Source organism: Buttiauxella sp. (assembly GCF_035271705.1).
Lineage (GTDB): Bacteria > Pseudomonadota > Gammaproteobacteria > Enterobacterales > Enterobacteriaceae > Buttiauxella.
This window is the reverse complement of the sequence record NZ_DATERI010000086.1, coordinates 1-12,975: the sequence shown is the minus strand read 5'-3', so window position 1 is coordinate 12,975 and position 12,975 is coordinate 1. Positions and strand designations below refer to the sequence as shown.

15 protein-coding genes and 1 pseudogene are annotated in these 12,975 nt (G+C 51.8%); 10 read left to right on the top strand and 6 right to left on the bottom strand.

Annotated features, from left to right (window positions below; all coding sequences use genetic code 11):
* Positions 1-644 (bottom strand): RES family NAD+ phosphorylase (locus tag VJY99_RS07870; protein ID WP_324117497.1); only part of this gene is annotated, 644 nt, incomplete at its 3' end.
* Positions 644-1,048, bottom strand: coding sequence for an MbcA/ParS/Xre antitoxin family protein (locus tag VJY99_RS07865; RefSeq protein ID WP_324117496.1), 405 nt, complete (start codon positions 1,046-1,048; stop codon positions 644-646). The genes VJY99_RS07870 and VJY99_RS07865, both read right to left, overlap by 1 nt.
* 377 nt (positions 1,049-1,425) lie before the next feature.
* Here VJY99_RS07865 and VJY99_RS07860 point away from each other — a divergent pair, with 377 nt between their 5' ends.
* Entirely contained in the window at positions 1,426-3,360 is a 1,935-nt protein-coding gene (locus VJY99_RS07860) for a diguanylate cyclase (protein WP_324117495.1), read from the top strand.
* A 154-nt stretch (positions 3,361-3,514) separates the two neighbouring features.
* On the opposite strand, the pseudogene VJY99_RS19665 reads toward VJY99_RS07860, so the two are convergent.
* Positions 3,515-3,598: pseudogene (locus tag VJY99_RS19665) on the bottom strand (hypothetical protein); the annotation flags it as partial.
* A 288-nt stretch (positions 3,599-3,886) separates the two neighbouring features.
* On the opposite strand from VJY99_RS19665, the gene VJY99_RS07855 reads away from it, so the two are divergent.
* From VJY99_RS07855 to VJY99_RS07815, 9 genes are all read left to right on the top strand, one after another.
* Entirely contained in the window at positions 3,887-4,204 is a 318-nt protein-coding gene (locus tag VJY99_RS07855) for a glycine dehydrogenase (protein WP_324117499.1), read from the top strand.
* A gap of 17 nt (positions 4,205-4,221) precedes the next feature.
* Entirely contained in the window at positions 4,222-4,584 is a 363-nt protein-coding gene (locus VJY99_RS07850; protein ID WP_324117494.1) for an SFCGS family glycine-rich protein, read from the top strand.
* Between the two features lie 2 nt (positions 4,585-4,586).
* Positions 4,587-4,883, top strand: a complete 297-nt coding sequence (locus VJY99_RS07845) for a DUF4312 family protein (protein WP_324117498.1) — start codon at positions 4,587-4,589, stop codon at positions 4,881-4,883.
* Positions 4,884-5,040: 157 nt separating this feature from the next.
* Positions 5,041-5,820 carry a DUF4311 domain-containing protein gene (locus VJY99_RS07840; protein WP_324117493.1) on the top strand — a complete coding sequence of 260 codons (780 nt, stop codon included), beginning with the start codon at positions 5,041-5,043 and terminating at the stop codon, positions 5,818-5,820.
* 22 nt (positions 5,821-5,842) lie between these two features.
* Positions 5,843-6,484, top strand: coding sequence for a DUF4310 family protein (locus tag VJY99_RS07835; protein ID WP_324117492.1), 642 nt, complete (start codon positions 5,843-5,845; stop codon positions 6,482-6,484).
* Positions 6,485-6,602: 118 nt separating this feature from the next.
* Positions 6,603-7,718, top strand: a complete 1,116-nt coding sequence (locus VJY99_RS07830) for an amidohydrolase/deacetylase family metallohydrolase (protein WP_324117491.1) — start codon at positions 6,603-6,605, stop codon at positions 7,716-7,718.
* A gap of 1 nt (position 7,719) precedes the next feature.
* Positions 7,720-8,838 (top strand): DgaE family pyridoxal phosphate-dependent ammonia lyase, encoded by a 1,119-nt coding sequence (locus VJY99_RS07825; RefSeq protein WP_324117490.1) that lies wholly within the window; start codon positions 7,720-7,722, stop codon positions 8,836-8,838.
* Positions 8,835-9,575, top strand: coding sequence for a 2-dehydro-3-deoxy-phosphogluconate aldolase (gene dagF / locus VJY99_RS07820; protein ID WP_324117489.1), 741 nt, complete (start codon positions 8,835-8,837; stop codon positions 9,573-9,575). The genes VJY99_RS07825 and dagF overlap by 4 nt, the downstream gene beginning before the upstream one ends.
* A gap of 45 nt (positions 9,576-9,620) precedes the next feature.
* The gene (locus tag VJY99_RS07815) at positions 9,621-11,531 is read left to right on the top strand and encodes a BglG family transcription antiterminator (protein ID WP_324117488.1); all 1,911 of its coding nucleotides are present in this window, start codon (positions 9,621-9,623) and stop codon (positions 11,529-11,531) included.
* A gap of 58 nt (positions 11,532-11,589) precedes the next feature.
* Here the strand turns inward: VJY99_RS07815 and dolP are convergent, their stop codons facing one another.
* The 3 genes from dolP to VJY99_RS07800 form a co-directional block, all read right to left on the bottom strand.
* Positions 11,590-12,165: a division/outer membrane stress-associated lipid-binding lipoprotein gene (gene dolP / locus VJY99_RS07810; RefSeq protein ID WP_324117487.1), complete on the bottom strand. Its 576-nt coding sequence runs from the start codon at positions 12,163-12,165 to the stop codon at positions 11,590-11,592.
* A 9-nt stretch (positions 12,166-12,174) separates the two neighbouring features.
* Positions 12,175-12,765 (bottom strand): DnaA initiator-associating protein DiaA, encoded by a 591-nt coding sequence (gene diaA, locus VJY99_RS07805; RefSeq protein ID WP_324117486.1) that lies wholly within the window; start codon positions 12,763-12,765, stop codon positions 12,175-12,177.
* Positions 12,766-12,784: 19 nt separating this feature from the next.
* Positions 12,785-12,975, bottom strand: a 191-nt coding sequence (locus tag VJY99_RS07800; RefSeq protein WP_324117485.1) for a YraN family protein, incomplete at its 5' end; no start/stop codon positions are given.

Here is a 12,975-nt window from a genome sequence, read left to right as displayed (position 1 = left end):
CCGTTCCAGTGGTACTCCAGATGCTGGGCTTGATGGATCTTGGTTACCAGTCGGGGGCGGTAGAGGACATGACAGTTGCGGCCGTTGTGGCGTACCGAACGATAGTGAATGCCGTCCATCCCTTTGTTTTTTTGCGCCAGGGCAAAGGATTGAGACTGGCTATAGTCGGTGGCGTGATAGAGGGGGGTGGACAAAAACGCCTCGCCAGTAATATCGGCCAGTTTGGCGCTGAATTCGGTATAGAGTACCCGCATCTGGATCTTTTGGGCGGGTTCGTTGGTGTAGCCGAGGAGCCGCTCTTGATGGTAAACCGTCTCTTTAACGGCCGTATCGAGCAAGGGAGCACAGTAGTAGCCGCCGAAATCACCCGTGGTGAAACGGGCTCCTTCCGGGTTGATATAGGTAAAAGCGGCCATGACATAGCTGCCGCCATGCAACCCAACTAACCAATCCTCTTTCGGTACCAGGGATAGATCGCCCACACTTTCCCTTAGCCGATCGTTTGTCAGTGCCTCAATAGCCCAGACCGCCTCTAGCTCATCCTCATTAGCCACATCTTCATAAAGATCTATGGGGGGGTAGCGGCTCGGGATGATCCGGTAGGCCCGAGCGGCTTTGAGTTCTATCAGCGGCGATTCTTGCATCAGGCCATTCCCCCGCGCCAAGCGTGCAGGCGTGTGGCTACTTCATACAAATCAGCCACGCGGCCACCATTCATTATGTCCATGGCACTGCGCCCGGCAAAGAAGGGGTGACTGTTGGGCTTGCGCACCCAGCCATAGATACTGTCGTCTGCGGTAAACATGAGGCGCAGGCACTTGTGGATATTGAGGATGTAGCTCATTCGCTCCTGAGCATCCACACTTAAGCGAATCCCTCCGTTTGATTCCTTGTATTTGTTCAATGTTGAACGAGATGAGATGCCGAGTAACTTCAGTTGTTCGTCAGTGTTGCATTGCCATTTGTCCAGGATGCGGAACACCACTGGTAGAGCCTTGCTGGGGTCAATGGCGCCATTTTCATGGGCTTTTTGGGTTGTATTGGCCATGTATCCTCCTGATGTGCAAAAAGCGCGGAGTGATGAGCTCAGCGCTGAGTGGGGTGATGGTTATGTTTTTAGCCTATGCCAAGTGTGCACTTATGTAAACTATTTTTGTTTTTGATTATTATTGGTTTTGGTCGTACGCATACCTCTACCGATGGCATCCAGACGTTCGGTTTATACCGCTACGGCGCACAATCGTATTCACAATGTTAATGAGCTGGATTGTATATATCCTTTTTGTTTGTAAGTATTTATAGTGCGCGTCAACAATTTAACAATTCAGCCAGTCCTGAGCTGAAATCATAGTTATCAATCTTGCTTGTTACTGGAGGAGCTTATTTGTCACGGATGATGGGTGTTTGCATAGGCTGGAGGTTGATATGAGGTTTTCTGTTGCGCGTCTGCGTGCTTTCATTGGCTCGTTGTTCACCTGCCCGGTTGCCGGGAAGAAACTGTTGGCGGACAACCACGCCCTGCGGCTGAACAACCAGGTACTGGAGATGCTGAGCCAGAATGCCACTCTGCCTGAGGTGTTTGATGCCATGCTGCGCATCATCAATAACTATCGTCCTGGCATGTCTGGCGCCGTACTTTTGGTTTCTGACAGTGGGCAGGAACTGGCGGGTTGTTCTGCTCCCAATTTGCCCGAAAAGTGGCTGAGTACTACGGCACATCTGCCGATTGAGGAGTTGAATGGCCCAGCTACAGCGGCCATTCGCAGTGGTAACACCATTATTATAGAGGATGCAGCCACCGATCCTCGTTGGAGGGTGTTGCGTGAGGAGGCGCTCAATTTCGGCATTAATGCTGCCTGGTCCCAGCCTATTAAAAACAATGAGGGAAAAGTCCTCGGTGTTTTTACTCTGTACCATCGGGAGGTTGCAACACCTGATGCCCAAGACCTTGCCTTGCTGGCGGACTACGCTCGGCTCGCTCAAATTGTCATTGAACGTGCGCGTTTGGCCGGGGCTCTGCAGGAAAGCCAGGCACTGTATCGCCTGATAACGGAGAACAGCAACGATGTCATCTGGGCTTTGCAATATCCCACGTGGCAGTACAGCTATATAAGCCCTTCGGCAGAACGATTGCGTGGCTGGAAGCCGGAAGAGTTGTCCGGTGAGAATCTGGATGCGTTGATGCCACCGGACTCCGTTGCCATGTGTCGCGATATTCTGGCAGAACATTTTCGACGTATTAACGCCGGTGATATGACGGGCCGTTTCATCCAGTTCGAGACGGAGGTCTTGCACAGGGAGGGTCATAGCGTCCCGATTGAGGTGGTGGCCACTATCATGGGCAGTCCATCTCAGCCGACTCACATTGTGGGCAGTTCCCGCGACATTACCAAGCGGAAGGCCGCGGAGGATGCACTGTCTCAGGCCCAGGAGCAACTCGCCAACCAGTTATTGCTTTCCCAAACCCTCATTAATGCCATTCCCAGCCCGGTTTTCGCCAAAGACCGAGCTGGACGCTATCTGATGTGTAACAGGGAGTTTGAGGAATACAGCGGAAAGTCACGCGAAGAAATACTTGGCAAGGATGTTTTTAATATCTGGCCCCAGGGACTGGCCCAAATCAGCTTTTCGGCAGATAACGCACTCTTCGACCACCCGCACTCCCAGGTGTATGACGCTAAAGTGGTGCACCGCGATGGATCACTACGGGACGTGTTGTTTAACAGGGCGGTATTCCGCGACAACAGTGGTGAAGTAGCGGGCATCATTGGCGTCATGGCGGACATCACGCAGCGTAAAGCGGCGGAGGAAGCTATCCGGAACATGGCATTCTTCGATCAACTGACCGGGCTGCCCAACCGCCGGATGATGGAAGACCGGCTTGGCCAGATGCTCGTGCTGGCAAAACGGGAACACCGCATATTGTCACTGCTGTTTGTTGACCTGGACAAGTTCAAAGCAGTCAATGACCAGCACGGGCATCAGGCGGGTGACTGGCTACTGAAGCAGGTAGCAGCCCGCATGAGTGCGGTACTGCGCACATCTGATACCGTATCACGCATTGGGGGCGATGAATTTGTCATCCTCCTGCCTGATATTCACCACACAAACGATGCTGTTCTGGTCGCTGAGAAAATCCGGGCCATGCTTGAAAAGCCGTTTGTCATGGACAATGGCGTGCAACTGGATATTTCGTCGAGTATCGGCGTAGTGATGTACCCCAACCAGGCGGATAATATGCGCGACTTACTGCACTCTGGCGATGAGGCCATGTACCGGGCCAAGAAGGGCGGCAGGAATGCGGTGGAAGTATTTGGTACGCAAGTTCGGAAAGAAGAACAGTATCTACAGTATCCATGACTTCGGAGCGAAATAACGGGGTAACAGGCGGGAAAGTGCACCCGACCGGTCAGCAGATGATCGACGGCTGCGCGGCGGTGAAGGGTCTCATGGATGAAATCGAGATACTTCGTCACTGCCCATTTTAGGATGTTGGCCTGATATTCAGGAAAATACGTGGCGTCCATCCCATCATGTTACGCGCTACCAGTGTTGTCGTATTTGCGCCTTCCAACTGGCTACGGGTTATCGACTCATCACCCCCACCATAAGCCTTTCCAATATTTCCCCAAAAACCACCCTCACATCACAATTTCGCTCAAAAAATATCACTGTGAGTGATGGGGTTAGCCTCATCAATACGTGAGCGTTATCACATTAAACCAGCGATTTATCACGGTCAGGCCACTTTTTGTGGGGCATATCACTATTGAGGCTGCGATTTCCACTTCTAAGTGGAAAACAACTCGCTACAAACCATTAACACCACCCGATACCTTAAAAGCCTAACAGCGAAGAGGTACGTAGTGTGAATAACGGAGCGGTAATGGTTAATGAAGCCGGGAGTACCGAGGTTACACAGCTCACTGAACGGGTGCTGGCGTTTATCAATACGCTGCTAAATAACAGAAACATCACGCCGAACGCGGTGCAAGAACAGATGCTGGCTTCTCATGTTCGAGCCATGGCGCATCGGTCACTGACCGGTGAACCGTTGCCAGAAGTTGAAGAGAGTCTGTTTGATGAAATCTCTGCTGATTCGCTAGATATGGCGAAAGAGGTGGTGGAACAGTTTGGCAATTTACCGATTGAAGAAGCGTGGTTGTTGTCAGTGCATTTTGAAGTCGCGAAAGACAATCTTTGAATAATCAGGAGTTAACGATGGAACAAATTACCGTAGTAATTGGCGACCGCCTGGGCAAAGGTCAGAAAGTGGCTGCAGGGATTGAGAAAGCGGGTGGCCGCGCAGTGGTTATTCCTGGTGTTGCCGCTGATATGAAATTGGGCGACGTGATGAAAGCAGAAAATGCCACTTTCGGTATCTCTTTCTGCGGCAGCGGCGGTGCAGGCGCTATCACTGCACAAACCAAACACGGTTACAAAGCCAAGTACGGGATGCGTTCAGTGGAAGAGGGCGTCACCGCCATCAATGAAGGCAACAATGTGCTGGGCTTCGGCTTTATGGATAAAGAAGAGCTGGGCGAGCGCCTGGTGCTGGCCTGGGCCAAGAAGTACGGTAAGTGAGTATGAAAGAACACTTCTCAGAAACGGTGAGAGTGAAGGGGCGCGGCGATACTAAAGCCAAAGCCTTTGCTGACGCCCTGAATCATGTTCAGGGCTCGGTTCTGAAATCGTCTCCCCATATTTTACTGCGTATTGAGCCACAGGATGTGCAGGTTGTTCAGGCGCGAGTCCAGGTGAAGAAAGAGGCCTTTTTGTTCTTCTTTCTGAAGCGCGAAAAACAAATGTTCAGCGTGGAGCTGGATGTTTCCGTCAATGTTACGGCCATCAATATGGACAAAGTGGACTTCTTCACATCCTAAAATACCCGTCATCCTTCGAGCCGCAGGTGTGTTGTCTGCACTCGCTTACCCCAGTCACTTACTTAAGTAAGCTCCCGGGGATAAACGAGCTTGTCGCCTTCCTGCAACTCAAATGATTTAGGGCATACATAATCAATGAAAAGAGAAGGGCATACGCATGTTCTTAATTATATTAATAAAATCGCTAATTATTGGTGGTCTGGTTGGCGTAGGGGTTGGTGCCGGGGCTGCTCGTATGTTTCATGCGCCAACCACGCAAGGGATGGGCGCATTTCGTACTCTGGGTGAGCTCAACTCCTGCGAGGGTGATCCGGCTTCACACTTCTCGTTCGGGCTAGGTTTCTTTTTTAACGCGTGGGCTTCTTCGGTCGCTGCGGGTGCGTTTACCCAGGATGTTGACCATCGCATTATCCCAAACTGGGGAGCTGCTGCGCTGATGGTGAAAAACCGCAACGTCGCTGAAACCCTACATGATCCGCGCAAGATGGCTATTGCGTGCGGCGTCATCGGCATGATTGTGGTGGCCTTCCTTAACACGACTGCTTCTGCCGTTCCCGCGGCATTACAGGTCACAGCGGTCAAGGTTCTGGTGCCTGCGGCGAATTTACTGGTTAACACCGTGATGCCGGTTATTTTCTGGTTGGCGGCGATTGATGCCGGTAAGAAATCAGGCTTCTGGGCCACGATTTTCGGCGGCTGTGCGCAGTTGATTATGGGCAACGCCGTTCCTGGCCTGGTGCTCGGCATCCTGATTGGTAAAGGTGTGGAAGAAAGCGGTTGGAACCACGTGACCAAAGTGATGATGGTTGCGATTGTGGCGCTGTTTGTTCTGAGCGGCTTCTTCCGTGGCTTCGACATTAAGACTCTTGAATCCTTCCATCTGACCGTGCCGAACTGGCTGGATCTGATTCACAATTCATTGAGCGGAAAGCGCTAAGCGGAAAATAACGGAGCCTGTGATGGAAGAGAATAAAGGTTTTTGGTACGCCGACTGGTCTTTCCCGATTTTTGTTGGCCTGCTTTCTTCCGGCGTGTTTGCCGGGACACACATGTATTACCTGTACGGCATCGGTGCATTTAACGAAGTGGCATTTGTTGCAATGCTGCGTACCGGGATTGATACCGGCGTGTATGGCGCGGTGGCCGCGTTTGGCGCCAGCTTCCTGTTCGCCCGCATCATCGAAGGTTCGCTGGTCGGGATTTTGGATATCGGCGGTGCGATTCAAACCGGTGTCGGGCTGGGCGTTCCAGCGTTGTTACTGGGGGCGGGTATTGTTTTCCCGGTAGCGAACTTCGCGGCGTCTCTGGTCACGGGGTTGGCGATTGGGGTGGCGATTGGTTACGTGATAATACTTGCGCGTAAATTCACCATCAACCAGAGCAATTCGACGTATGGCGCAGATGTAATGATGGGAGCGGGTAATGCTTCTGGTCGCTTCCTTGGGCCGTTGATCATCCTGAGCGCGATGACTGCTTCTATCCCGATTGGTATCGGCTCTCTGATTGGTTCACTGCTGTTTTACCTGTGGAACAAACCGATTACCGGTGGCGCAATTCTTGGCGCGATGATCTTTGGGGCATTTTTCCCGATTGCTTTATAGGCCTTAGCGGGAAACCGGAGATACCCGGGGTGACTTCAGGGTTGGGGGTTCAGTACTGCACCCACTCCCTGAATTACCCCTAATAACCGGCTTCTGGAATCTTTCTGAAGGAAATAATATGTTCGACTTAATCCTACGCAACGCACGCCTGGTGGACGATACCGTTATCGATATCGCGCTCAAAGACGGCAAGATTGCTGCGTTGGGCGAGGTAACCGGTGAAGCTCGCGAAGAACGCCAGCTTAACGGCGAATACTATGTCAGCGCGGGCTGGATTGATTCTCACGTTCACTGTTACCAAAAATCCCCTATTTATCATGACGAACCTGACAGCATCGGCATTCATACGGGGGTGACGACCGTGGTTGATGCCGGAAGTACCGGTGCTGATGACATTGACGAATTCTACGAGCTGACGCGCAAAGCCGCGACCGACGTTTATGCGTTGCTGAACATCTCCCGTGTGGGGCTTATCGCGCAAAACGAACTGTCGGATATGGCGAATATCGACAAAGTTGCCGTGCGCGACGCGGTGCAGCGTCATCCAGGTTTTATCGTGGGTATCAAAGCGCGCATGAGCAGTAGCGTGGTGGGAGAAAACGGCATCAAACCGCTGGAGCGAGCTAAAGAAATCCAGCGTGAAAACGGTGACTTACCGTTGATGGTGCACATTGGTAATAACCCGCCAGATCTCAATGAAATTGCCGATTTGCTGACGAGTGGTGACATCATTACCCACTGCTATAACGGCAAACCCAACCGTATTTTGACGCCTGCGGGTGAACTGCGAGCCTCAATTTCCAAAGCGATTTCGCGTGGCGTGCGCCTCGATGTTGGCCACGGTACCGCAAGCTTTAGCTTCGAAGTGGCGAAAATCGCTATCAGCAAAGGCATTTTGCCGCACACCATCAGCTCAGATATTTATTGCCGCAACCGCATTAACGGCCCGGTGCATAGCCTCGGCGTGGTGATGTCTAAATTCCTTTCTATTGGTATGTCTCTGCCACAAGTCATTGATTGTGTTACTGCTCATGCAGCCGATGGACTGCGCCTGGCAAACAAAGGGCGCCTATCGGTGGGGCTTGATGGCGACTTGACCATTTTTGCCTTGCGTCGCCAGCCGATGCTATTTACCGACTCAGAAAGTCAAACACTCCAGGGCGAGCAGTTACTTATTGCGCTCGCCGCGGTGCGTGCCGGGAAGTGGTTTGACTCCGAAAAAGAGGAAAAATAACATGTCTTCTATTTATGAAAAATACAATTTAAAACAAGTCATTAACGCATCTGGCCGCATGACTGCGCTGGGGGTTTCTACTCCCCGTGCTGAAGTGGTTGAAGCGGTGACCACCGGCATGAATCACTACTTTGAAATGAAAGACCTGGTGAACAAAACGGGGGAATACATCGCAAAATTGCTCGATGTTGAAGCGGCGACCGTGGTGTCTTGCGCCTCTGCGGGAATCGCGCAATCCGTGGCGGCAGTGTTAGTAAAAGATAATTCCTGGCTGATTGAAAACCTGCATGCCACACCGCTTGAGAACAACGAAATCGTGTTGCCAAAAGGCCACAACGTAAACTTCGGCGCGCCTGTAGGCACCATGGTTTATCTCGGCGGCGGCAAAGTCGTTGAAGCGGGCTACGCCAATGAATGTTCTGCCGATCAACTGGCCGCAGCCATTTCCCCGCGCACCGCCGCCATTCTGTATATCAAATCACACCACTCGGTGCAGAAAAGTATGCTCAGCGTTGAGCAGGCGGTTGTAGTGGCTCGCAAGCATAACCTGCCATTAATTGTTGATGCGGCGGCGGAAGAAGATTTGGAGTGTTACTACCGTGCCGGTGCAGATCTGGTGATTTACAGCGGTGCTAAAGCCATTGAAGGCCCAACCAGTGGCCTGGTGATTGGCAAAGCGCAGTATGTCGAGTGGGTGAAGTTGCAAACCAACGGCATTGGCCGTGCTATGAAAGTCGGCAAAGAAGGTATTCTTGGCCTGACTTGCGCCATCGAGCACTATTTGACGGCAGCAAAAGAAAGTGGCGCACAAATGTCGGAAAAAATGACGCCGTTTATCGATAGCCTCAACACCCTTGATGGCATCAACGCCCGTGTCGTGTGGGATGCCGCTGGTCGCGACATCGCGCGGACTGAAATCAAGTTCAACGAAGCCGTGATTGGCATCAGTACGGTGGAATTAGTGAGTGCGCTCAAACAGGGCGAGTATGCGATATTCTTCCGTGGCTACAAGGCCAATGAAGGAATTATCGAAGCCGATGTGCGCAGCGTGAGCCCACAACAGCTAGAGATTATTTATCACAGCATTAAAGCATTGGTAAGCAAGGAGAAGCAGGCATGAAACTGACCCCGAATTTTTACCGTGACCGTGTCTGCCTGAACGTGCTGGCGGGCTCGAAAGAGAACGCAAAAGAGATTTATCAGGCAGCAGAAGGTCACGTGCTGGTCGGTGTGCTTTCCAAAAACTATCCGGATGTTGCCAGTGCCGTAGCCGATATGCGCGAGTACGCGGCGTTGATTGAGAATGCACTCTCCGTGGGCTTGGGTGCGGGCGACCCGAACCAGTCAGCGATGGTCAGCGAAATCTCGCGTCAGGTGCAGCCACAGCATGTAAACCAGGTGTTTACCGGTGTGGGGACTTCCCGTGCGTTACTTGGGCAAAGCGAAAGCGTGGTAAACGGCCTGGTCTCTCCAACCGGAACGGTCGGCAGGGTAAAAATATCCACCGGCCCGCTAAGTTCTGGTGCAGCGGAAGGTATTGTACCCGTCGAAACGGCGATTAAGTTGCTGAAAGATATGGGTGGCAGTTCCATCAAATACTTCCCGATGGGGGGGCTGGAATGCCGTGAAGAGTTTGAAGCGGTTGCCCGTGCTTGTGCAAAATACGATTTCTGGCTCGAACCGACAGGCGGTATCGATCTGGAAAACTATGAGGAGATCCTCAAGATCGCTCTGGACGCGGGAGTGAGCAAAATCATTCCGCATATTTACAGCTCGATCATTGATAAAGCGAGCGGTAACACCCGTCCGGAAGATGTGCGTACTTTGCTGGATATGACGAAGAAGTGGGTTGGCTAAGTGTAGCGGGCGCTAATCCCGCCCGATTAACGAAAGGAAACAGCAGTGAGATTCCCAAACCAACGTCTGGCTCAGTTGTTTGAGATGCTACAAAACGAGACACTGCCCCAGGATGAACTGGCGCGGCGTTTAACTGTTTCTACGCGCACCGTGCGTGCGGATATCACTGCCTTAAATGCATTAATGGCCGGGCATGGCGCGCAATTTGTTCTGAATCGCGGCGCAGGTTACCAACTCAACATTACCGACATGGCACTCTACCAGGTGCTTCAGCAGCAGCCTTCACGCCAGCTGCGCATCCCACGTAACTCGCCGGAACGGGTGCATTATCTGGTGGTGCGCTTTCTGACATCCGCATTCTCTTTAAAACTCGAAGATCTGGCAGAAGAGTGGTTTGTTAGTCGTGCGACTTTGCAAAGTGATATGGCAGAAGTGCGCGACTGGCTCGCTCGCTACAATCTGACCATTGAAACGCGCCCGCGCCACGGCATGAAGTTGTTTGGTAGCGAAATGTCGGTACGCGCCTGCCTCACCGAACTGCTCTGGCAGCTAACGCAAGAAGACAGTGATAATCCATTACTGACTGAAGAGTCGCTTAATGCTGGTGTGCCGGAACTACTGGCAGCAGAGTTGCACAACTGTTTCACGCGCTGCCGTATCCGCCTGACTGATGAAGGTGAACAGTTTATTCGTTTGTACTGCGCCGTTGCGGTGCGGCGTATTAGTGAAGGCTACCCGCTACCGGAGTTTAGCGCCGACAATGTCGATGAGGCCGTACGCGAAGCCGCGAAGCAAATCACCGTGCTGTTACAGATGCTGGCCGGTAAACCACTTTCGGAAGCGGAAGAACAGTGGCTGCAAGTGCATATCGCCTCACGCCAGGTGCAAGAAGTGGCACCGAGTGCCATTAGCGCCGACGATGACGAAGCACTGGTGAACTACATTCTGAGTTTCATTAACAACAACTATAACTACAACCTGCTGACCGATAAGCAATTACGGGCTGATTTACTTACGCATATCAAAACGATGATCACCCGCGTACGTTATCAAATAAACATCCCCAACCCGCTGCTGAGCAATATCAAACAGCACTATCCGATGGCATATGACATGACGCTTGCGGCAGTGTCGAGTTGGGGTAAATACACGCCTTTTGTCATTAGCGAAAACGAAATTGGTTTCCTGGTGCTGCATATTGGTGTCGGGCTGGAACGCCATTACAACATTGGTTATCAGCGTAACCCGCGTGTGCTGTTGGTTTGCGATACCGGTAATTCAACGGTGCGCATGATTCAGGCGATGTTGCTGCGCAAATATCCGCAGATAGAAGTCACAGCTATCATTTCGCTACGCGACTACGAACAGCTCGAAAGTGTTGAGGAAGATTTTGTTATCTCTACCACCAGAGTGACAGACAAAGCGAAGCCTACCGTGGTGGTCGCTCCGTTCCCGACGGAGTATCAGCTTGAACAGTTAGGTAAGCTGGTGCTGGTGGATCGTACGCGCCCGTATATGCTGGACAAATTCTTTGATGCCAGCCATTTCCGTGTCATTAACGAGCCGATCACGCAGCAGGAGTTGTTCAGCACGCTATGCCAGCAGCTTGAGCAAGAAGGGGTTGTCGGGGCGGATTTTTATCCGTCAGTGGTCGAGCGTGAGGCGATTGTCAGCACCGTGTTTGGCGAGGGTATTGCACTTCCGCACTCGTTGGGGTTGATGGCGAATAAAACCGTAGTCTATACCGTGCTTGCTCCGCAGGGCATTAGCTGGGGTGATGAAACGGCGCATGTCATCTTCTTGCTGGCAATCAGCAAAAGCGAATACGAAGAGGCGATGGCGATATACGATTTGTTTGTCACCTTCCTGCGCGAAAGGGCAATGCCGAGGCTGCGAAACAGTAAGGATTTTGACGGGTTTAAAGCGGTGGCAATGGATTGTTTAAGTCGGTTTTAGTTTTTGTAGGGCGGATAAGCTTGCGCCATCCGCCCTTCGTAGGACAGTCAGTCCTGCGTTACTTCAGAATAGTAAACGCGGTGGTCACATGTTTTACATCACTGACCCGGCTGGCAACATCAGCCGCAGCTTTGGCTTCCCGTTCTGTTACCAGACCCAGTAAGAAGACTTCGCTATTCTCGGTGGTGACTTTCACACTGGTTGATTTCACCTGGTCGCTCGCCAGCAATTGCGAACGCACTTTGGTGGTAATCCAGGTATCTGATGAAGCCGTGCCTAAACCAATCGGCGCCATTTGACGGATTTCGTTGTACACCTCGGTGGTGCCATCAACGCCCAGCGCAATTTGTTTGGCTCGTGCAGCGAGTTCAGTATTTGGCGCCTGGCCCACTAAAAGGACTTTGCCCTGATAGGTAGAGACGTTAATTCGTGCTTCTTTCTTGATTTGCGCGTCTTTGTTCAGAGCGCTGCTGACGTTCAACTCCAGCGTGCCATCGTCAACCTGAGTACCGACTGTACGTGGATCTGTCGCGGTTTTCGTCGCGACAGCCGCGGTACCCACCACTGCGGCAGCAACACAACCTTGTAGCAGTAACGCAGTAAAAAGGACTGCAAGTGGCTTAAATGCCTTCATCTGTACTCCTTAATCGTCCTGGTGTGGGAATAACGTATTATCAATCAGATCGCATAAGCAGTTAACCGTCAGCATATGCATTTCCTGAATGCGTGCACTGCGGTGAGAAGGGATACGGATTTCAACATCCTGAGGCCCTAATAAGCCAGCCAATTCCCCGCCGTCATAGCCAGTCAATGCAACAATAGTCATGTCACGCGTCACGGCAGCTTCTACCGCTTTGACGATATCACGACTGTTACCGCGGGTCGAAATCGCGAGCAAAACGTCACCGGTCTGGCCAAGCGCACGTACTTGTTTAGCATACACTTCTTCGTGTAAACGATCGTTTGCGATCGCGGTTAAGACTACGTTATCAGCATTAAGTGCAATGGCAGGTAAACTCGGGCGCTCAGTTTCAAAGCGGTTGATCATACTGGCGGCAAAATGCTGGGCATTAGCCGCAGAAGTGCCGTTGCCACAGCACAGAATTTTATTGCCATTGAGCAGCGACTGAACCAGTGTCATTGCTGCACGGGAGATAGCATCTGGCAGAGCTTCAGCTGCCGCAATCTGGGTTTGAATACTTTCCGTGAAGCAGCCTTTGATTCTTTCGAGCACGTTTATTTACCTGGTTACTTTAAACATCTGCGGTGAACGCGTTGGTTAACCACTCTATTTCATTGCCGGTGAAGGCTAACACATCGAAACGGCAATCCACAGTATCAAAACTACCTGATGTGCGGGCTAACCAATACCGAGCAGCATGTAACAACTTTTGTTGCTTGCGGCGGGTGACACTGGCCGCTGCTCCACCAAAGAGATTAGAGC